A 20,762-nucleotide genomic window follows, 5' to 3' on the forward strand; every position below is an offset into this window, starting at 1 on the left:
AGGCGACGATGACCCTGTTCGGGGACGGCCTGGACGCCGCGGTGCGGAAATCGTTCACCCGCCCGGCGCCCAAAAGCGCGCCCGCGCAGATGCGGTACCTGGTCAGACAGCTCAAAGGCACCCGTGCGGTCGCCCAGATGCTGCGCATCTCCCAGCGCACCGTGGAACGGTACGTGAAGGGCCAGATCAGAAAACCCCGCCCGGACCTCGCCGCCCGTCTGGAACACGAGGTGAAGGAGCGCTGGCAGCCGCAGATCCGCGCCAGGGCACGGCGGAAGGCGGCGACGACCGACGGCATCGTCATCGACACCCGTGCCCGGATCGGCTACACCGCGCCGATCGGCTCGACGGACGAGGACAGGCTCCGCCACCTGACCGTCGCCCTGCCGCCACGGTACGCCGCCCGCCTCTTCGACGCCCAGCAGACCGGCGCCGGCGACCAGCAGCTGCGGGAGATCGTCGCCGAAGCGCTCAAGGAGGTGTACTTCCAGGACAGCGGACGCCGCGCCGGCCAACTGGAGGAAGTCCGCTTCACGGACATCGAGCACCTGGAGTTCGACCTGTAGCCTCCGCGCCGGAGAGTCACGGACCTCGTCTGCGGCCGAGCCGAAGCACGTGAGGCGGAACCAAGGCCGGCGCGCTGTCACCAGGGCCGCTGGACGGGGCGCGCCGGGCCGGTCATCGGGGCCGCGGCGCATCGCGGCCATCAACGAGTGGCTGTGACCGACGGCAGTCATCCGACGGGGTCCACGTTCCACGTCTCGGGCACGTCGTTGCCGCAGAAGACGCAGACGAAGTCGCCCTCGCGCACGATGTTGTGCTCCTGGCAGCCGGGACAGCGCCGGAAGACCACTTCGTGCGTGAAGCCGGACGGACGCTCGAGCCCTATGCCGTCCAGAGCATGGGCGACCGCCGACCAGGAGCTGACGTCCGGGCAGTACCCGGTCGAGTGGTTGCTGACGTCGGCGACGGCCCACCGGCCCGCCTCGCGGACGAAGCTGATCTCGCCGGCGCTCAGAACCATCTCCCCACCGGCACAAGCCACATGCTCGCTTCGTCGCGGCGCCAGCCGAAGCACGCCGTCCATGCCGACCACGAACGTGAACGGTTCGACCAGCTCCGCCGCTGATCGCTCGGCGACCCAACTGCCGAAGTCGGCCGCCGAGTCGATCCGGCAGCCGCCGCTGCCGGGCCGGACCGCGGCCTTCAGCCCGGCCGGCCCGACATACCGGTAACCCCGCCCCTCCACACTCACATGAGCCAACCTAGAACACTTCCGGCACACGCCCCCAGTGCCCACGTACGCAGGCCGGACATCGCGATCAAGGTGGTGAGCGACGCCACCGGCCGCTTTCGGGCCGACCGTACCCAACGAGCCGAGCACGTTCCTGTTCCCCCCCCGGCTGGGGAGCCCGGCGACGGGCGTGCGGAGCGGCAAGTCCGACCTCTTCCGCGACAATTCGATCGCGTCACGGCTCGATGTCCGCTACACAGGCGCAGTGACCGACTCCTACCTCCTCCGCCCCGTCACCGACGACGAGTTCGCCGCATGGGCCCGAATGATCGCCAACACCTACGGCAGCGACCGGTCCGACGAGGAACTCGCCGATGAACGCGCCACCATCGAACTGGACCGCACGATCGCCGCGTTCGACGGCGGCATGCCCGTGGGAGGCACCGCGATCTACACCCGGTCCCTCACCGTCCCCGGCGCCGATCTCCCGGTCGCGGGTGTCACCTGGGTCGGCGTGGCCCCCACCCACCGGCGCCGCGGCATCCTCACCTCGCTGACACGCAGGCAACTGACTGACCTGCACGAGTCCGGCGGCGAGTCGGTCGCCGTACTGCGTCCCTCGGAGGCGGCGATCTACGGCCGCTTCGGCTACGGTCCGGCCACCCGCGGGAACCGGCTCCGGTGCGAGAAGAGGTCCATGCTCTTCCGCCCCGGAACCGACTTCGGCGGCGGGAGCATCCAACTCCTGGACCGCCACACGGCCCGCCCTGTGATCGAGAAGGTCTACGACCGTGTCCGCGAGGACTCGATCGCCTGGCCCGGCCGGGCCGAGCGGGCCTGGAACAGCCGACTGGCCGATGAGCCACGCTCGCGCGGCGGCGCGACCTCGCTGCGGTACGCCGTACACCGCGACCCTGGTGGCGACGCCACCGGATACGCGCTGTACCGGATCAACGAAGCGAGCGACGCTGCCGGCAACGACACCAGCGCGGTACGGATCGTGGAACTGGCAGCCGCCACCCGGCACGCTTACGCCGCGCTGTGGCGTTTCCTCGCCGGGATCGACCTGGTGCCGTGGATCGAGTACGAGGCCGCCGTGGACGAGCCGCTGCCGCACCTGCTGACCGAACCCCGGGCGGTCCGCTCGACCGTGGTCGACCGGCTGTGGGTGCGACTGGTCGATGTCGGCCGGGCCCTGGCAGCACGCCGCTACTCCACCCCGCTGGACGTGGTCCTGAACGTCCAGGACGACTTCTGCCCCTGGAACACCGGACGCTACCGGTTGCAGACCGAAGGGGACGCGGTCGTCTGCGAGCGTACGAAGGCCCCCGCCGACCTCCGGCTCACCGCAGCCGAGCTCGGGGCGGCCTTCCTCGGCGGCACCACGCTCGCCTCCCTCGCGGCAGCGGGCCTGGTCCAGGAAGTACGACCCGGCGCGCTGGCCCGCGCCACACGCGCCTTCCGCGCCGACCGCGAGCCCTTCTACCCCGGCGGCTGGGCGTTCCCCGCCTACTGAACGCGCCCACAAGCGGGACAACGGCTTCGTCCGCACGAGGCTCGCCACCGCTCGTACGGAGTGCCGGGGTCCGGCTCTGTTCATGGGAACGGACAGCAGATGTTCACCGCTCCGGGAGGCACCACGGCACACCGAGGATCCGAACGCTGCGTGAGGTGTGGCCCGGAAGGTGGCCACCGGGGTCTCACGGGGAGAGGGCGCAGCCGCAGGGCGGGGTCAGCCCCCGTTCGCACTGGAGCCCGTTGTCGACGTCGTGGCGGTGCTCGTGCCCCGCGGCGGATGGGAAACACCCTTACTCGGCCGCCGCCGAGCTGCGACGATGCTGCTTCCCGAACGGAGGGTATGTGTTCGTCTTCGTGTGTGCGGGGTGTGGTGCCGAGCTGACCACCTCGCTGTCCCAGGTGGTCCTGCCGGTCCACGAGCCGCACCTGCCCGCCCCCGCGTCGGGCGTCATGCCTGACGGCGTCCTGCGCGACGATCCGCCCGCACCGCACCCCCGCAGCCTCTTCAGACCCGACCCGGGAGTTTTCCACCACACTCCGGTCCGGCTGCCGGCCGTCCGCAGCCCGTGGCTGCGCGAGATCCTGAGAACCTCACGCGGAACACGCGCACACCTCTTCTGATCAGCCGACAGAAGACGCCGACGCTCAACCTCCGACCTGTCGGGTGATCACGCCTCCGCAATCGAACAGCGCCAGACGGTGGTGCCTCCCGAAGTGGTGAGCGTCTGCTGTCCGTTCTCGTGAACGTGACCAGGCGGGACGGCGCGCGGTATGCCTCACGTGACTGCTTCCGTGGCCGGACGTGTCCCTATTCCCGGTGGGCCGCCGTCGCGAGGGGCCCCTCGATGAGGTCGCGCAGCTGGGAACGGGCGGTGATGCCCAGCTTGGGGAAGCTGCGGTAGAGGTGCGAGCCGACCGTGCGCGGGGAGAGGAAGAGCTTCTCGCCGATCTCCCGGTTGGTCAGCCCGCGGGCGGCGAGCCGGACGATCTGCTGCTGTTGCGGGGAGAGTTCGGCGAGCGCGTCGGGGCCCGCATCCGTGACGTCGAGGCCGGCGGCGCGCGATTCGGCCCGGGCGCGCTCGATCCACGGGCGCGCACTCAGACGACGGAAGATCTCCAGGGCCTCCGTGAGCGGCCCACGCGCCTCTGCGATGCGCCGACGGCGCCGCAGCCACTCGGCGAGGTCGAGCAAGGTCTGCGCGCGTTCGAAGGGCCAGTACTCCAGTACCGGATCCGCCAGGGCCGCCCGGAAGTGCGCTTCGGCCTCCTCGGGGCCCGCCAGAAGGCCACGGGCCCGGCTGATCAGCGCACGCAGACGAGGCGAAGCGTTGTCCGCCAGCGCGGATGCCGAGCGCTCGACGATCAGGGCAGCCTCCTCGTGGCGGCCGCAGCGCACGGCGGCGGCCGTCAGATCCGCGAGGGCCGGATAGGAGGCGTGGTAGTGCACGGGCGCGCCGTCTGCCGTGAAGACCAGGCGGAGTTGGCCGTACGCGCTCTCGTAGGCGCCTTCCGCGGCTGCCGCGGCACCGAGCGCACGATGGGCGTAGACGGCGACCGAGCGGCTTTCCAGCGGATCGATCAGAGCGAGCGCCTCCTCGGCCCGGGTGCGGGCCGAGGACGCATCGCCCTGGAAGGCCGACAGGGTGGCGTCCACGGTGGCCGCACAGGCCACGGCGTGGTCGAGGCCGGCCGCCCGGCCGACCGCGATGGTGCGGGCGCAGGCCTGACGGGCCTGTTCCCACCGTCCTCGCTCCACATAGGCCCAGGCGACCGCACCGCCCAGCCCCTCGGGCAGCGCTCCCTGCAGTTCCCAGCGGTCGAAGGCCTCGTCGAAGGCGCGGACGGCCTGCGCGGTCTCGTCCAGGAGCCACGCCATGATCCCGACGGCGGTGAGCCGCTCCGGCCGGTCCTCCGCCCCGGCAGCCAACCGCGGCAGCGAGGAGACGAGTCGGGCCCGGTCGTCGAAGGGGTCCGACACGGCCCTCACCCAGGTGCGCAAGCCCGGGTGCGAGGTGTTCTCGGGAAGGCGCCGCAGGATGTCCTGGATGCGGTGGCGCTGGGTGTCCTCTCCACAGTAGAAGCGGACCACGGCGGCGTCGGCCAGGAGATCCAGCGCGGCCGCGGGCTGGGAGACCGCCGACTTCGCGGCCGCGTCGGCCAGTCGGGAGAAGACCACGGTGTGGCGCACGGTCAGCACCGCCAGCCGTCCGGCCTGCACGGCGGCGGAGGCCAGCAGGGCCGCGTCGTCCGTGCGCATGCGCGCCGCGGCGACCAGTTCCTCGACCCGGGCGAGATCTCCGGTGAACACGGCCGCCGCGGCGGCTTCGACCAGCAGCCGGGCACTGTCCTCGCGCCGCGGTGCGAGTTCCGCGGCGCGCTGCAGGGCCTGGGCCGCCGCCGCGTGGCCGCCGCGGCGGCGGGCCCGGCCGGCGGTCCGCTCCAGCTCCGCCGACACGGCCGCGTCCGGGTGCGGGCAGGCGGCGGCAAGGTGCCAGGCACGCCGGTCCGGTTCGTCCCGCAGCATCTCGGCGAGCGCGAGGTGAGCCGCGCGCTGGGCGTCCGGGGACGCGGCGTGATACACGGCGGACCGGACCAGTGGGTGGCGGAAGCGGACATGCCGGCCGGTCCGCCGGACCAGCCCGGCCTGCCCGGCCGGCAGCCAGGCCGGGTCCTCGGCGCGCGGCAGCCCCGCCGAGCCGACGATCGCGGAGTCGGCGCTGTCCATGGCGGCCAGGAGCAGCAGAGCCCGCGTGGTGGAGGCGGGGAGACCGCTCAGACGAGCGGCGAAGATCCGCTCCAGGTGAGCGGTGAGCGGAAGCGGACCTGCGGACGGCAGCCCCGCGGCCGTCTGTTGTGCCGAGGCTGCCCTCGTCAGTTCCACCAGCGCCAGCGGGTTGCCGCCCGCCTGGTCGAGGATCCGCGACCTGGTGTGCCCGGTGGGGCTCTTCGGCTGCAGGTCCAGCAGCCGATGGGCCGCGGCGTTGTCGAGCGGTCCCAGGGCGAGCGTCGGCACATGACGGTCGAACCCCGGAAGGCGGTCACCGTCACGAGCCCCGATCAGCATCCTGACCGGCTCCCCTTCCAGCCGTCTGGCGGCGAAGGACAGCGCGTCCAGGGAAGCACGATCGAACCACTGCGCGTCATCCAGCACCACGAGCACGGGACGGTGGTCGCCCAGGCCCGACAACAGGCTCAGGACGGCGACCCCGACCAGCATGGGATCGGGTCCCGACGTGGCCGGCCCCGTGCCGAAGGCGTCCCACAGCGCGTCGCGCTGCCTGCCCGGGAGCCCGTCCACCTCGGCCAGTACCGGCCGCAGCAGCTGGTGCAGTCCGGAGAACGCCAGACTCGACTCCGACTCGCTTCCCTCGGCACGCAGTACACGGGCACCGCCGGCTTCGGCCCGGCGCACCGCGTGCTCCAGCAGCGTGCTCTTCCCCGCGCCCGCATCACCGACCAGCATCAGCACCCTGTCGGCCGGCACCGAGTCCGCCGCACGGAAGAGGCGTGCCCGTACCGCGTCCCGGCCGACGATCAGCTCCCCCGGATCCGGCCCCGGTCCCATGACCGCACCGCGGTCGCCTGTGTGCTCGTCCACGGAGTCTCCCGGAATCGCGGCTCTCGATCGAAATCGCCCTGACCTGGCCCGTCCAGGCTACAAGCGGCCGGGCCGGTGCCGGGCCGTGCGCACGGGTGCAGTCACGTTACGGATACCGCCCGCGCCGAGGCCGCTCGTACGGTTCCGGGAAAGCCTTCACATTCCAAGGACGCCCCATGGACCACATCACGCTCGGCAACGTCACCATCACGCGGGTATGGGAGTACTTCGGTTCCGTCGAAATGACGCCCGACACCTTCTTCCCCGGAAGTCCGAAGGAAGTGTGGAACGACGGAGCCTCCTGGCTGGCCCCGCATTTCCTCGATTCCGAGAACAATGTCGTCAATTCCGCGATCCAGACCTGGCTGCTGCGCAGCGAAGGCAGGACCATCCTCGTCGACACCGGCGTGGGCAACCACAAGGACCGCCCGTACGCGCCCGTCTGGAACCGCCTCGAAACAGGCTTCCTGGCCGGTCTCGCGCGCGCCGGCGTCGAACCCGAGGACGTGGACATCGTGATCAACACACATCTCCACATCGATCACGTCGGCTGGAACACGTACTTGAAGGGCCGGCAGTGGGTACCCACCTTTCCCAACGCCACCTATCTGATGCCGAAGGACGACTTCGACTTCTGGAATCCCGAGAACGACCACAAGCCACTGCTCGGCCGCGGCAACCAGAACGTCTTCGAGGACAGCGTGGCCCCGGTGCACCGGGCCGGCCAGACACTGCTGTGGGAGAACAGCCACCGGATCGACGCCGGCCTCCGCCTCGACCCGGCTCCCGGACACACCCCCGGTTCCTCCGTGCTGACCCTCACCTCCGGGACGGACCGCGCGGTGTTCGTCGGCGACATGCTGCACAGCCCCGTGCAGATCCTCGAGCCGGACTCCAACAGCTGCTTCTGCGAGGACCCCGCGGGCGCCCGCGCCACCCGCCGCAAGGTGCTGGGCTGGGCGGCCGACAACAACGCCCTGGTGATCCCCGCGCATCTGGGCGGCCACGGCGCCGCCGAAGTGACACGCGAGGGAGACAAGTTCGCCATCAAGGGCTGGGCCCCCTTCGCCCCGTACACCGAGCAGGCCTGAGTCCTGCGGAAAGACACGAGACATGAGCCACCACCCCGACGTCATCGTGACCACGGCGCAGGGAACCGTCCGCGGCCTGCGCCAGGGCGACACAGCCGTTTTCCTCGACATCCCCTACGCCGCCCCGCCCCGCGGCGCCGGCCGGTTCGCGCCGCCCCGGCCGCACGAGCCGTGGGACGGCGTACGGGACGCCACCGTGCCGGGACCCAACGCGCCGCAGTCCGAGCGCAGGCTCGGCAGTATCGACATGTCCCCCTATTTCGGCACCGGTTGGAGCCGCGGCGAGGACTACCTCACCGCCAACGTCTGGACGCCCGCCGCCGCGGACGGCGGCCTGCCCGTCATGGTGTTCGTCCACGGCGGCGGATTCGTCGCCGGATCGACGCGGTCCGCGCTGTACGACGGCTCCGCCTTCGCCCGCGACGGCGTCGTCCTCGTCACCCTCAACTACCGGCTCGGCATCGCCGGGTTCCTCGACCTCCCCGGCGCGCCCGCCAACCGCGGCCTGCTCGACGTCGTCGCCGCGCTGCGCTGGGTGCGGGAGAACATCGCCGCCTTCGGCGGTGACCCGCACAACGTCACCCTCTTCGGCCAGTCGGCCGGGGCGACCGTCGTCGGCGGCGTCCTCGCCGCCCCGGAAGCCGCGGGCCTCTTCCGCCGGGCGATCGTCCAGAGCGGCAGCGGCCTGGGGGCGTTCACCACCGAGCAGGCCGCCCGCGTCACCCGGGCAGCGGCCGAGGCCCTGGGCATCGAGCCTCATGCCGACGCCTTCGCGGAGATCTCCGACGAGCGCCTGGTCGAGGCAGCGTCCGGGCTCGCGGGCATCGACCTGCGGACCGAGACGCACCACGATCCGCTGATCGGACTCAGCCCCTTCAGCCTGGTCCTCGACACCCAGCCCGCCGAATCCGTGGCCGCGGGCCTGAGCGCCGACGTCGACCTGCTCATCGGGACCAACACCGAGGAAGGACACCTCTACCTGGTCCCGGTGGGCAAGTACGCCGCCTCGACCACCGGTGACGTCGACGACGTGGCGGCGCGTTCGCACCCGGAACCGGCGCGACTCGTCGAGACGTACCGAAAGGCACGCCCCGAGGCGTCCTCCGGCGAGCTGCGCTCCGCCATCATGGGCGACGCGCTGTTCGGCGCGGGCAGCCGGGCCTTGGCCGACGCGCATGCCGCCCACCGCGGATCCGCCACCTACGCCTACGAGTTCGCCTGGCGCTCCCACGCCTTGGACGGAGAGCTCGGCGCCACCCACGCGGTCGAGCTGCCGTTCGTCTTCGATGTCGCCCACCTTCCGCGGCTGCACGGCCCCGCCGCCCTGCTCGGCCCCGACAAGCCCCCCGCGGACCTCGCCGCCCGTACGCACGGGGCATGGGTCCGGTTCGCCAGGACCGGCGACCCCGGCTGGGACCCGTACGACGACGAGCGCCGGGCCACCATGCGCATCGACGCCGAATGGACCCAGACCGACGACCCACGCGGCCAGGAACGACAGGCCTGGCGCTGACCCTCCGGCCACCACCCCCGAGGACACCTTGGAGCAGGCCGGCCCACCTGAAAATGGGCGGAGCGGCGGAGTCCTTCCTGGTACGGTGCGCCGATGCCGGCGATCAGGAAGTTCCAAGTCACCTTCGACTGCGCGGAACCCGAGCGCCTCGCCCGTTTCTGGTGCGAGGTGCTGGGGTACGTCGTACCGCCGCCACCGGAGGGGTTCGCCACTTGGGACGACTTCAAGCAGTCGCAGCCCCCTGAGCAGCGGGATTCATGGTTCGCCTGCGTCGACCCCACAGGTGCGGGCCCGCGCCTGTACTTCCAGCGCGTCCCTGAGGGGAAGGCTGCCAAGAACCGGGTGCATCTCGATGTGCGGGTCGCCACCGGACTCGTGGGCGAAGAGCGCCTCGCCGCACTCGAGGCCGAATGCGCACGACTGGTCCCGCTCGGCGCGGTACACGTGCGAACGCTGTACGACGGCAACGACGCGTGCATCCCCATGCAGGACATCGAGGGCAACGAGTTCTGTCTCGACTGAGCTGAGCGTTCTCGAGCCGGAGAGGTGGGAACCGCCTTCCTCTGACCTCTCCGGCCCTGTACCGAGCGGGAGCCACTCCGTGAGGGCGAGGCTGTGCAGACGGGCGATGCCGGGTGACCGCCGCCGGCGTCGTACCGCCTCGTGCGACGCCTCCGGTACCACGGCGGTGCTGTCGGCCCGGGACGCGAACGAGGCCCCGCTCGTCGACGAAGAGGGAGTCCCTACGTCTTTGGCCAGGGGGCGGCTGGTGAGGTCATGCGGCCGTGCGACTTCCGTGGTCGTCCGGTCGCGATCGACTCGGGCGGCGAGCGCGACTGCCCGGTGTGCGGCGAGGCAGCCGGCGGTTCCGGACCGAGTCTTGCCGGGCCCGGACCAGGACGGCGATCGCCTGGACGAGGGCGTGGTGGTCCTCCGCCCGGTCGATGCCGCGGAAGATCTTCACGCGGGCCCTCCTTGGACACGGGGGGTGCAGGAGCCGGCTGGTAGGCCTGCGGCGGAGTGACGTCAAGGGATCACTCGCCGTCGGCTGCGGTAGCATCGGCGGCATGTCTGGTGCTTCGTGCGCGGCTTGTGCCGCGGTGACGAGGACGCTCCGCTAGCGGCGGGGCGTTCATCTCACTTCTGTTGGACGTTCCGTCGCTCCGTGGTTGGACCGGAGCGGCACGTTCGTGCTGCTCGGAACTTCTTCTGGGCAACGGAGCATTCGGTGTTCTCAGGCATTCTCTCTTCGCGCGGGGACGGATCGTCCCCGGTGCGTGCGTGGTCGGTGCTGTGCTGCATGGCCATGCTGCAGTTCTTCATCGCGGTTGACGTGACCGTGGTCAACGTCGCCCTGCCCTCGATCGGCGCCGACTTCGGGGTCGACGGTCACGCACTGACGTGGGTCGTGGTCGGGTACACGATCACCGGCGGCGGGCTGCTGATGCTCGGCGGCCGACTTGGTGACGTGCTCGGCAGGCGCCGCATCCTCCTGCTCGGCACAACGCTCTTCGGTGCCGCGTCCTTGCTGGCCGGGCTCGCGCCGTCCTTCGCCGTGCTGGTGACAGCCCGGCTGCTGCAGGGCGCCGGAGAGGCGATCGCGCTTCCGGCGGCGATGGCGGTGATCGTGCTCATGTTCCCCGAGGGACCGCGCAGGTCGCGGGCGCTGAGCGTGTGGGCGGCCGTCGCGAGCTGTGGCCTCGTCCTCGGGTTCGTGGTCTCCGGAATCATCACCGAGCTGCTCGGCTGGCGGTGGATCTTCCTGGTGTCCGTGCCGTTCATCCTGGCCGTGCTCGCCGCTGTGGCCGTTCTCGTGCCGAGCGAACGGCCCGCCGGACCCGCACCGCTGGACCTTCCGGGTTCACTCCTGCTGGTCGCGGCTCCGCTGCTGTTCACCCTCGGCGTCATCGAGGCAGGAGAGGCGGACAGCCCGTCGCCATGGCTGCCACCGGTGGCGCTGGTCGGCGCGGTGGCAGCCGGAGCCCTGTTCATCGGGGTCGAACGCCGTTCACGGAACCCGCTCGTACCGCTGCGGTTCTTCCGCAACCGGCCGCGTGTCCTGGCCAACCTCGCCACCGCTCTGCTGAGCGCGGCGCTGTCCACCTCGTTCCTGCTGTTCGCCTACTACCTGCAGGACCGGTGGGGCGCCGGCCCGCTCCGGGCCGGTCTGACGATGCTGCCCCTGGCGGTGTCCCTGATCGCGGCCTCGGTGCTGGTTCCCCGGCTGCTCGGACGGTGGGGTGCCCGGGCCTGTGTCCTGGCCGGGATCGGCTTCACCGTGCTGGCGATGGCCGCCATCGCCCTGGTCTCCTCCCTCGGGGCCACCGGTTGGGCGATGATTCCGGCCATGACGCTCATCGCGGCCGGGATGGGTTTCGGGATCGTCGGGCTGCAGTACGTCGCGGTGACCGGCGTGACCGAGGAGGACGCCGGCATCGCCTCCGGCGTCCAGCGAGCCGCCGACCAGCTGGGCGGTTCCACCGGGATCACGCTCTACGTCGGCATCGGGTTCGCTCCCACCCTGGACGGCACCGACCCGTTCCTCGTCAGTGGCTTTCTGGCCGTCGCCGGGCTCGCCGCGGCCGGGTGCGTCGCCCGGCGGATCTCCACGCCCGCCGCGGTGACGGAGGAAACACTCGGGTGACCCTGGGCGGGGCTGTGCCCGTCCGGACCGCCGGACGGGCACAGCCCCGGGAACAACAGGTCCACGATCACCACCGGCCGAGCAGAAGGTCACGTGCTCGTCCTGTCTTCCTCCATCACCGCTCCTGTGCGGGAGCAGTTCCCCGCGCTGATCCCGCGCCGCCAGGTCGCTCATCCGCCGGGCCGTCCAGGACGCCGATCACCTCACGGACGTACCGGTACACGGTCGCGACGCCGACGCCGAACCCGACGGCAAGCCGCGCGTAGGTGCCTCCGCACCGCAGGCGGGCGGGGGCGAGCAGGGCCTGACGGCCGATTGTTGTTCCGTGCAGCCGGCAACCTCCGACACCTCGCCGCCGCCGTCAGGCCGGAAAAGGCTCACTTCCTCCGGTACGCCGACGCGCAGACGGAGGACCGGTACCAGTGGTTCGAAACCGCCTCCACGGCCACCCCACTGCGCGCCACGACGAAGACCTTGGGGCCCTTCGTGCTCGGCCCTCACCACGAATCCCGCGCTGCCGCCGGCCCGGGGACGGCGACGCACCAGCCGGCCCGGCCTCTCGTCCCGCTCGTCGCCGCATGCCCGAACGTCCCCTCCCAGGGCTCCTGGAGGCGATGACTGCACGGGCCGCCCCACAGCGGCCCCGATCCGAACGCGGGGCGAACGGCTGGATGCCGGTGTCTTGTTACGTTGGTTCCACGAGCTCCTCGAACGTGAGCTACCGCGGGACCGCACGAGACGGATCTCGGCGGTGAGCCCGCCCACCACCTGTCGGCCACCGCTCACGCCGACCGGGTGTGCCACCGTCGGGCCACGGCGTCGGCCGGACGGACTGCTACGCCAGCGCGGACATGCTGCCACTGACCCACAAAGCGGATCTGCTGCTTGAGCCGAACGGCGAACCCAGGCCGGTTCCGGATCATCTGGCCGGCGATGGGACGGTCCGGCATGCGGAGACGGCCGGCGGCCCCGCCCGCGCCGTGTGGTTGGCGGCTTTCGGCCTGACCATCCGGGCCGGGGAGACCCACAATGGCAGGTACATGCCGTAGGAGGTCATCGTGGGTACCGTGCGTTCCGAAAGACCCCTCCGAACCATCCTCCGGGCCGTCGTCGTACTGGCGTTGCTCTTGGGCTGGTCCGCCGCCGTCGGATCGGCCGCGCAGGCCGGCCAGCGAGCGGGACAGCAGGCGGCCGTCGCGGTGCGCGGGGGCGACACCCTCTACAGCACCGGCATCCGCTGCACCGTGGGCTTCAACGCCCGCTCAGGCTCCACGCTGTACGCGCTCGTCCCGGGCCGGTGCGCCCAGGGAGCCCGGACCTGGTACGCCGACGCCGCCCTGACCATCGTCGTCGGCGTCACCGCGGGAGTGAGTTTCCCGGGCAACGACTACGCGAGCGTCCGGTACACCAATACGGCGGTCGCCTACCCGGGCGAGGTCTCGCTGGGCCCCGGTGCCGGTACCCGGGACATCACCGACGCGGCGAATCCCGTCGTCGGTCAGTCCATCTGCCACGTGGGGCGGACCACCGGATACCGCTGCGGGACCGTCCAGGCCGTGAACGTCACCATCAACTACGGGGGAGGAGCCGTCCACGGACTGTTCCGGTCCAACCTCTGCTCCGAGCCGGGGGACACCGGCGGTCCGGCCTTCTCGGGTGGCACGGCTCTCGGCATCATCGTCGGCGGCAGCGGGAACTGCGGCTCGGGAGGCTTCACCTACTACCAGCCGGTGGTCGAGTGGCTGTCGGCGTACGGCCTGAGCGTCTACTGAGGCGGCGGAGCCGGCCGGGCTGACCCGCCGGCACTGGCAGGGCACCGCCCACGACGGTTTCCACTTGTACGACGGCGAGTTCCCCACCGGTGGTTACCGGCAGGAAGCAGCTGAAGGAGCACGGCCCGGCCGGGGCGATCTTCCGGCGCTTCGGCCGCCCGCGCCCCAGACACCCTGGAGGCGATCGGCAATCCCCGCCGCGAAGCGGCCGACGCCCGCCGACAGGCCGATTCGGCCCCGCCCACCTGGACCACCTGGTCGCCAGGTACGTCCGGGAACCCAGCGCCGCGCGCTGCGGGCCGGCCAGGGTGTGAGGTCGGAGTCCAGGATCAGCTCCTTGTACGTCTCGTCCCCGGGCAGCGGCACGACGAGCCACTGGCCGGGCGGGAACAGCCGCCCCCTCGACGGTGATCCCGGCATCGTCCTCGGGGAACAGCCGGACGCTCACGGCGTGCGATCCCGCCAGCTCCACGAACGCCTCGTGCGGCAGCGAGCCGTCGGGGTCGGACACGGTGAACAGCCCGGCCGACGCGCGCCGCGAGGTCTGGTCCGCGCCGACGTGGTCCGTGACGGACATGCTCACCCCGAACCGCACCGCGATCTCACGAATCACCTGGACGGCGGCCTCAGCGGTCGGCGGACACGCTTTCTCCGTGCTCCGATCGTCCCGGAGAACCCGGAAGAGGTCTAGACCAGTGTCATTCGCCTGTCCGGACCCCGCCCGCTCGGACCCCGGGTCCCTCCGGTGTCGCGGGAGGCTCCGTCGGCGTCGGCGCCGGCCGACTGAAGAGGACGGCGCGGGCCACCGGCGGAGCGAACAGCGCGGAGACGGGTCGGGCGAGCGTGAGTACGGCACGGAAGGCGCCGCCCACGACCGGGTCGCCGGGCGCCCTCTCCTGGACCCGGCGCAGGTACCAGTCCGCGACCCGGTCCGCGGGGCCGCCGTCGAGGGCGTTGCCGAGGGCACCCGGCATCTTGCGGTCCGCCCCGGCGGAGATGTCCCACGCCTGCCGGGACGCCGCGAGCAACGCCCGCTGCACGCGCCGGGTCGTAGGCGTACGGCGCGGATCGGCGAGCGCGTCACGCAGGGCGACCGCGCTCATCGCGGCGACGGCCATGCCCTGGCCGTAGATCGGGTTGAAGGTGCACAGCGCGTCGCCGGTGGCGAGGAATCCCGCCGGCGGGCCGGGCAGGTCGTAGCGGCGGCGGACGTTGGCGGTGCGCCGGTAGCCGAATGGCGGGGAGAGCGGTTCGGCCTCGTCCATCCAGCGGTCCAGGAGCGGATGGCCCAGCCGCTTGGCGTACGTCACGAACTCGCCCTCGTCCGTGGGCGGTTCGTCGCCGCGCAGCCCGGAGACGATCACCAGGTGGGTGCCGTCCTCCAGGGGCAGCGCGCCGCCGCCGTGCGGCTGGGAGGGGCCGGGGTAGACGTAGTACCCGACGGTCGCACCGTCGAGAACCCCCTTCGGACCGCGGTAGACGCGGGAGGCGTAGGCGAGTCCGGTGTCGAGGGTCTCCTCGTGCGGGACCGCGGCGCCGATCGCGGCGAGCCACTGCGGGGCCTTCGTACCGGCACCGGAGGCATCGACGACCAGGTCGGCCTCCAACGCCCGGGGTTCTGCGCGCGTGTCCCCGCCCCGCTCCCGCAGCAGCACGCCCCGCACCCGCGAGGCGTCACCGAGGAGCCCCACGACATCGGCGCCCTCCACGGTGCCGATCAGCGGGTTGGCGAGAACCCGCCGCCGTACCAGCTCCTCCAGTTGCGCGCGGGAACCGGTGTAGATGTGCGTGGAGGCGGACAGTCGGCGGAACCAGCGCCCGGCCTGCCAGAGCACCAGGTCCGACGGCATGCCCACCCACGGCGCGCCCGCCTCCCGCAACTCTGCGAGGAAGCCCGGCAGCAGCGCTTCCATGGCCACCTGCCCACCCTGCAGCAGCACATGGGGATGGCGCCCCTGCGGCACCCCGGACCGCGGCTCGGCACCGTCCGGGAACCGGTCCCGCTCGACGACGGTCACCCGGTCGGCGTGCCCGGCCAGCACATGCGCCGCGAGCAGCCCCGCGAGGCTCCCGCCCACGACCACCACATGCCGCCCACCCCGACGGCCCGCACTTACGGCAGAGTTCACCGGCCCACTCCCTGGTCGCCCCGACACCGAATCGACACAAGTATCCCACCGCCCAGGCCGGGTTGACCGAGTTTCAGCCCATCTGCCCACCCGTCCGGAGCCGCAGCACGAGCCGAGAGGTTCGGCGAGGCCATGGACCTTGAACCCGCACTGCCCTGACCTTTGACGTGCGCCGTCGAACGGTGCGTCGTACCTGGCCATCCGGTTCGGTAACCGCCGTGCACGGAAGTGGCCTACGTCCGAACATGTGCTCCGGCCAAGGGACACACGTTTAGTACGAAGGCCGCGAGAATGAGCCTGCTGCATCACGATGCCCATCGAGGGCCGCTGGCGGAACTGTCACTCTTCCGGGGCGAGTTCCACTCCTCCCACCACCCGTTCGGATGCCTTGTTCGAGCTTGTGGTCGTGCCAAGGAATCCCTTCGCGCAGCGGTGCCTGCACGAATCGTTTGATCAGGCCCAGGTGTCCCGGGCTGCAGGTCCGTACCCACCCGTGCCGGGCCTCGGTCGGCAGCCGGAGACGGGCACCGAAGCCCGGGGTGGCCCGTGGCGGTTGCCGTTGGCCGAGGGGGTGCTGCTGGTGGCCGTGCACTACCGCACGAACCTCACCGTGCGGTAGCTCGCGCTGGAGCCGCCCCGGGCCCCGCTGATGCCGTGGGTCCACGCCCGTGTCGAGCACACCCTCTCCCGGCTGAAGAACTACAAGATCCTCCGCGACGGCCGGCAACGTGGCGACGGTCTCCACCACGCTGTCACCCGCATGCACGACCTTGCCCTCACCGCATGACCACGCACGCCCGAACACCGCTCCGGCCTGCCTGTTCACGGCCTTCCGCAACACCCTTCAGCGGCCGGGTGTCCCACTGATGGCCGAAGCCGACAGGACGTGCCAGGCGCGCCGTGAGTTGCTGAAAAGACGACACCGGTGCTGATGCGCACCCGACGACCCGAACTTCGCCAGATGGCCGCCCCGCGTCCTCCGAGCCCGTCGCGGAGGCACCACGTAGTGCGCCGGCGAGGAAGGAAGCCAGGGGCGGGCCCGAGCCTCAGGAGCGGTGGATGAGCGCAGACAGTCACGGAGCCGGTGTCGTGGAAGTCCTTCTCGGACCGGATCGCCAGGCGGGAGACGGGACGGAGGAACTGCGGGCGGGTCTCGCCGAGCGGCCCCGTCGGATCCCGCACCGCTACGGATACGACGCGGCAGGATCGCAATTGTTCGAGGAGATCAGCCGCTTGCCCGCGTACTACCCTCCCCGCTCGGAGCGCAAGCTGTTGCGGGCCCATGGGAGCGACATGGCGCGTCTGTCGAACGCCACCGAACTCGTCGACCTCGGAGCAGGCAGTGCGGAGAAGTCGGAGATCCTGCTGGCGGCCATGGACGCGAACGGGACTCTTCACGGCTACACGGGAATCGATGTGAGTCTCCAGCCGCTACGGGCGGCCGCCCTGCGTATCAGGGCCCGGTGGCCGACGGCCCGTGTCACGGCCGTGCACGGCGACTTCGCTACCGCTCTGCCATGGATCCGAGGCCGCGGGACGGGGCGTCTCATGGCGATGCTCGGCAGCACCTTCGGGTGCCTGACACCGCCCGAGCGGTTCGCCTTCCTGCGCGCTCTGCGGGCCTGCTGCGAGCCGTGCGACCACGTTCTGCTCTGCGCCGACCTCTTCCAGCCGGTGGACACCGTGCGCCGGGCGTACCAGGCCGGATACAAGGGGGAGCGGCCGGTACGCCGACTGTTCGCCCTCAACACCCTGACTCACCTCAACAGAGCGTATGGGGCCGATTTCGACCTCGGCTGCTTCGAACCGGAAGTGGTCTACGACGTCCCCCTCCGGCAGATACGGGGTGAGATCCGTAGCACCAGGCGGCAGCGGGTGGCCCTCCCGGGCCTCGGCCTGACCCTCGACTTCGCCAAGGACGAGACGCTCGTTCACGACGTCCTGCACAAGTTCGAGCTGAGCGAACTGGTGAGTGAGCTGGAATCCTTCGGGTTCCGATACCGTCGGCACTGGGTGGAGAGGGAATGTCAGTACGCGGCCGTGCTGCTGACCTGAGGAGCTCTCGAAACGAGGGCGGCGAGCACGGAAGCTCCCGGCGGCACGGATGATCTCGGTTGAGAACCCGTCCACCAGGAGCTTCGTCGTCCCGTACGGCCTCCGCCGCCCACGGCCGGGCGCCACCGTCGGATTGGAAACGGCTCAGTGACGGGCCGCCCGGTGCCCCACGGCGACTCGGCTGCCGATGAGGAATTGCGAATGATCGCTTTATGGGGGATCGGCGCAGGTGAAACCGGCTCTTCGCGGTTGGGGGCGCAGCGCCGAGAACGCAGAGGTGTCGGACGGTCGGAGGTGAGTCGTCAGGAGGTACGAGATTCGTGGTTCTCGCGGTTTGCGAGGACCTCGGCCATGTGTGTCTGTGCCCAGTTCCTGAGCCCGCGCGTCATGTGGTGGAGCGAGAGGCCGAGGTCGGTCAGCTCGTAGGAGACGGTCACGGGGACGGTCGGCGTCACGGTGCGGGTGAGCAGACCATCGTGCTCCAGCGACCGTAGCGTCTGGGTCAGCATCTTCTGGCTGACCCCGGCCAGAAGACGAGAGAGCTCGGAGTAACGCATCGCCTTCGGAGCGTCCGCGTGTGCCGCACCGGGAGGTTCGGGGTTGTTGTCGCCGCCCAGCGCGCACAGGATCAGGACGACCCACTTGTCCGAGATCCGGTCGAGCAACTGCCGACTGGGGCACCCTGCCAGGAACGCGTTGTACTCCACTTTGGCCTGAGCCCTCTTCTGGGCCGCCTTCGTCGTCGTCACTGATCGCACCTCTCACCAATGGGTGGGTTACGCACTCCAAAGTGCCTACTTCCCGACAGGAAGTTTCTCTCCAATGCTGATGCAGGGAGGCCGCAGGCGCCACTCCCCGAGTACACGACGAAAGGCGACACGATGAGCACACCCTCCCTCCCTCTTCCCGGCGGCACCTGGACTCTGGGTGACCTGACCGTCACCCGGTTCGGCTACGGTGCCATGCAACTGGCCGGCCCGTGGGTGATGGGACCGCCCGCCGATCACGAGGGCGCCCTGGCCGTTCTGCGTGAAGCGGTCGACCTCGGTGTCACCCACATCGACACCAGCGATGCCTACGGGCCGCGGGTCACCAACGAATTGATCCGCGAGGCACTGCACCCCTATCCCGAGTCGCTGCACATCGTGACCAAGGTGGGCGCGACCCGCGACGAACAGGGTGGCTGGCCTCCGGCCCGGCGACCCGAAGATCTGCGCCGTCAGGTCCACGACAACCTCAAGTCCCTCCGACTCGACGTACTCGACCTGGTCAACCTCCGACTCGGCAACGCCGAAGGCCCCCAACCCGGCTCGCTCGCCGAGGCGTTCGAGACGCTCGTCGAACTCCGGCAGCAGGGCCTGATCCGCCATCTCGGGGTCAGCAACGCCACGGAGGAGCAGGTCACCGAGGCGCAGGCCATCGCGCCGATCGTGTGCGTGCAGAACATGTACAACCTCGTCCACCGCCACGACGACAAGCTCATCGACCGGCTCGCCACCGACGGCGTCGCGTACGTGCCCTTCTTCCCCCTCGGGGGCTTCACCCCGCTCCAGTCCTCGGCGCTCTCGGCGGTCGCCGCTCGACTGAAGGCGACACCGATGTCCGTCGCACTGGCCTGGCTGCTGCAGCGATCACCGAACATCCTGCTCATCCCCGGCACGTCATCGACGGCACACCTGCGCGAGAACATCGCCGGCGCGGGACTCCACCTCTCTCATGAGGACTTGACCGAGCTGGAGGACATCGGCCGCTGAACGCCCCAGAGCTGAACGGCCCATGAGCCACTCGGCCGGCGGCCCACGACCCTTCACGTCACGATCCGACGCTACCGCTGCACCGGCTGTGGGCATGTGCGGAGGCAAGACACCACCGAGGCGGCTGAACCGCGGGCGAAGCTCTCGCGCCGCGGGCCGCGGGCCGCGGTGGACGCTTGAAGCCATCGTCTGCCGGCACCTCACTGTCGCCTGTGTCGCCGAAGGGCTCGGGGCCGCCTGGAACACCGCCGACGACGCTCTCCTGGCCGTCGGAGGACCTCGCCAGGACCGTCGTGGACGTGGTGGAGGCGTTGGAAGGCCACCAGGGTGCAGGCCGAGTACACCCCACTGGACTTGGGGTCCAGCCTGCCCTTGGGCAAGGCGGGCAACTCCGCGCCGCTGAAGTCGTGTGCGCCGCCGACCGGCGCCGGCAGCACCCGCCGACGCCTGCGCGAGCACCGGCGCGGACACGAAATCACCACGCTGCGTGGACGGGAGTCGTCCTTGTGACTGCCGGTGCCGTGCGCGAAGGACACCGCCTGCAACCGTCTCGCGCTGTTGATCGGCAGCACGAACAGCCCGCTTGCCGTGGTGGGTGCTCCTTCACGGGCGTTCGGCGGCCGTGACCAGGGAGTTGGACAGGCGGAGACGTCGGTCACCGCCCGGCGCTCCGCCGCCAGGACGGCCCCCGCACTTCCTGAACAGTGCGGCCTGCTCCCGCGGGCATGCTCACCCACAGACCACCGGTAGGCTACGGCGGTGCGCACGGTCGAGCTTCTGTTGGACGAGACGGCGGAGCTAGCGGTCCGCGAGGCCTGGCGGCGGCTCGCGGACGCGGGGCTGCCCAGTCAGGCGCGCCACCGCTCACCGACCAACAGCCCGCACCTGACCCTGGCCGCCTGCCCGGAGCTGACTGCCCCGATCCGCTGGGAGCTTGCCGAGGCGGCCGCCGCCCTGCCGCTGCCGGTGCGATTCACCGGCGTGGTCCGCTTCGAGCGGCCCACCTCGGTGCTGGCCTGGTCGCTGGATCTCGACTCCGCGCTGGCCGGCCTGCACCGCCGGGTGTGGGAGGCGGTGGCCTCGGACAGCCCGCCCGGGAGCCTCAGCCCGTTCCACGAACCCGGGCGCTGGATCCCGCACATCACCCTCGGCCGTACCCGGCGGACAGGTGCCTTCACCGGCCGTCGAGTCCCCGAACTGCTGCCGGCACCGCCGCTGTCGGCCCGGTTTGTCACCCTGCGCAGCTACGACACCGAGACCGGCACCCTGGAGGTGCTGGAGCCCTGCCCCTGAAAGGTCCCGGACACCGACCGGTCAGCGCTCCCGCCGAAGTGGCGGCCCAGTGGCCGGCGGCACCGTCCGCAACGCCTGCCGCCGCCCACCCGGTCGACATCGACGACATCCGCGCCCTGCGTCTGGACCCGTACGAGACCGCCGCATGTCCGCGCTCCCGG

At 71.1% G+C, this 20,762-nt stretch carries 15 protein-coding genes and 4 pseudogenes; 13 read left to right on the forward strand and 6 right to left on the reverse strand.

From position 1 onward, the window contains the following. Positions 1-8: 8 nt before the first annotated feature. Positions 9-566 carry a telomere-protecting terminal protein Tpg gene (tpg, locus tag ACZ62B_RS29385; protein WP_468887133.1) on the forward strand — a complete coding sequence of 186 codons (558 nt, stop codon included), beginning with the start codon at positions 9-11 and terminating at the stop codon, positions 564-566. 167 nt (positions 567-733) lie between these two features. On the opposite strand, the gene ACZ62B_RS29390 is transcribed toward tpg, so the two are convergent. Continuing rightward, positions 734-1,255: a hypothetical protein gene (locus ACZ62B_RS29390; RefSeq protein ID WP_468722683.1), complete on the reverse strand. Its 522-nt coding sequence runs from the start codon at positions 1,253-1,255 to the stop codon at positions 734-736. Between the two features lie 244 nt (positions 1,256-1,499). Here ACZ62B_RS29390 and ACZ62B_RS29395 point away from each other — a divergent pair, with 244 nt between their 5' ends. After that, positions 1,500-2,750 carry a GNAT family N-acetyltransferase gene (locus ACZ62B_RS29395; RefSeq protein ID WP_344566608.1) on the forward strand — a complete coding sequence of 417 codons (1,251 nt, stop codon included), beginning with the start codon at positions 1,500-1,502 and terminating at the stop codon, positions 2,748-2,750. Positions 2,751-3,094: 344 nt separating this feature from the next. After that, positions 3,095-3,373: a hypothetical protein gene (locus ACZ62B_RS29400; protein WP_469692705.1), complete on the forward strand. Its 279-nt coding sequence runs from the start codon at positions 3,095-3,097 to the stop codon at positions 3,371-3,373. A 187-nt stretch (positions 3,374-3,560) separates the two neighbouring features. On the opposite strand, the gene ACZ62B_RS29405 is transcribed toward ACZ62B_RS29400, so the two are convergent. After that, a complete protein-coding gene (locus ACZ62B_RS29405) occupies positions 3,561-6,350 on the reverse strand; it encodes a helix-turn-helix transcriptional regulator (RefSeq protein ID WP_469692707.1) in 2,790 nt (929 codons plus the stop codon). Positions 6,351-6,526: 176 nt separating this feature from the next. Between ACZ62B_RS29405 and ACZ62B_RS29410 the strand changes: the two genes are divergently transcribed. The 4 genes from ACZ62B_RS29410 to ACZ62B_RS29425 all read left to right on the forward strand — a co-directional run bounded on the left by ACZ62B_RS29410 (position 6,527) and on the right by ACZ62B_RS29425 (position 11,598). Then, a complete protein-coding gene (locus tag ACZ62B_RS29410; RefSeq protein ID WP_344566602.1) occupies positions 6,527-7,441 on the forward strand; it encodes an MBL fold metallo-hydrolase in 915 nt (304 codons plus the stop codon). Between the two features lie 22 nt (positions 7,442-7,463). Beyond that, positions 7,464-8,954 carry a carboxylesterase/lipase family protein gene (locus ACZ62B_RS29415; RefSeq protein WP_469692709.1) on the forward strand — a complete coding sequence of 497 codons (1,491 nt, stop codon included), beginning with the start codon at positions 7,464-7,466 and terminating at the stop codon, positions 8,952-8,954. A 93-nt stretch (positions 8,955-9,047) separates the two neighbouring features. Continuing rightward, positions 9,048-9,476 (forward strand): VOC family protein, encoded by a 429-nt coding sequence (locus ACZ62B_RS29420; protein WP_344566598.1) that lies wholly within the window; start codon positions 9,048-9,050, stop codon positions 9,474-9,476. Positions 9,477-10,254: 778 nt separating this feature from the next. Continuing rightward, positions 10,255-11,598, forward strand: coding sequence for an MFS transporter (locus ACZ62B_RS29425; RefSeq protein ID WP_344566596.1), 1,344 nt, complete (start codon positions 10,255-10,257; stop codon positions 11,596-11,598). Positions 11,599-11,785: 187 nt separating this feature from the next. Here the strand turns inward: ACZ62B_RS29425 and ACZ62B_RS29430 are convergent. Then, positions 11,786-11,959: pseudogene (locus tag ACZ62B_RS29430) on the reverse strand (helix-turn-helix domain-containing protein); the annotation flags it as partial. Positions 11,960-12,665: 706 nt separating this feature from the next. Between ACZ62B_RS29430 and ACZ62B_RS29435 the strand changes: the two are divergent. Then, complete coding sequence (locus ACZ62B_RS29435; protein WP_344566594.1) at positions 12,666-13,370, forward strand: S1 family peptidase; 705 nt, start codon at positions 12,666-12,668, stop codon at positions 13,368-13,370. Positions 13,371-13,655: 285 nt separating this feature from the next. Here ACZ62B_RS29435 and ACZ62B_RS29440 read toward each other — a convergent pair. Both ACZ62B_RS29440 and ACZ62B_RS29445 read right to left on the reverse strand, forming a co-directional pair. Continuing rightward, a pseudogene (locus ACZ62B_RS29440) lies at positions 13,656-13,983 on the reverse strand (hypothetical protein); the annotation flags it as partial. Between the two features lie 85 nt (positions 13,984-14,068). Then, complete coding sequence (locus ACZ62B_RS29445) at positions 14,069-15,448, reverse strand: FAD-dependent oxidoreductase (RefSeq protein WP_469692744.1); 1,380 nt, start codon at positions 15,446-15,448, stop codon at positions 14,069-14,071. A 709-nt stretch (positions 15,449-16,157) separates the two neighbouring features. On the opposite strand from ACZ62B_RS29445, the pseudogene ACZ62B_RS29450 reads away from it, so the two are divergent. Both ACZ62B_RS29450 and ACZ62B_RS29455 read left to right on the forward strand, forming a co-directional pair. Further along, a pseudogene (locus ACZ62B_RS29450) lies at positions 16,158-16,286 on the forward strand (IS5/IS1182 family transposase); the annotation flags it as partial. A 272-nt stretch (positions 16,287-16,558) separates the two neighbouring features. Beyond that, a complete protein-coding gene (locus ACZ62B_RS29455) occupies positions 16,559-17,554 on the forward strand; it encodes an L-histidine N(alpha)-methyltransferase (protein ID WP_468887150.1) in 996 nt (331 codons plus the stop codon). 302 nt (positions 17,555-17,856) lie between these two features. Here ACZ62B_RS29455 and ACZ62B_RS29460 read toward each other — a convergent pair whose 3' ends face one another. After that, complete coding sequence (locus ACZ62B_RS29460; protein ID WP_344566589.1) at positions 17,857-18,303, reverse strand: winged helix-turn-helix transcriptional regulator; 447 nt, start codon at positions 18,301-18,303, stop codon at positions 17,857-17,859. 132 nt (positions 18,304-18,435) lie between these two features. On the opposite strand from ACZ62B_RS29460, the gene ACZ62B_RS29465 reads away from it, so the two are divergent. From ACZ62B_RS29465 to ACZ62B_RS29475, 3 genes and pseudogenes are all read left to right on the forward strand, one after another. Further along, positions 18,436-19,308, forward strand: coding sequence for an aldo/keto reductase family oxidoreductase (locus tag ACZ62B_RS29465; protein ID WP_344566587.1), 873 nt, complete (start codon positions 18,436-18,438; stop codon positions 19,306-19,308). Between the two features lie 18 nt (positions 19,309-19,326). Beyond that, positions 19,327-19,582: pseudogene (locus ACZ62B_RS29470) on the forward strand (ISL3 family transposase); the annotation flags it as partial. A gap of 485 nt (positions 19,583-20,067) precedes the next feature. Beyond that, positions 20,068-20,601: a 2'-5' RNA ligase family protein gene (locus ACZ62B_RS29475; protein WP_344566585.1), complete on the forward strand. Its 534-nt coding sequence runs from the start codon at positions 20,068-20,070 to the stop codon at positions 20,599-20,601. Positions 20,602-20,762 lie beyond the last annotated feature (161 nt).

This window comes from Streptomyces sp. NPDC053426 (genome assembly GCF_055585405.1).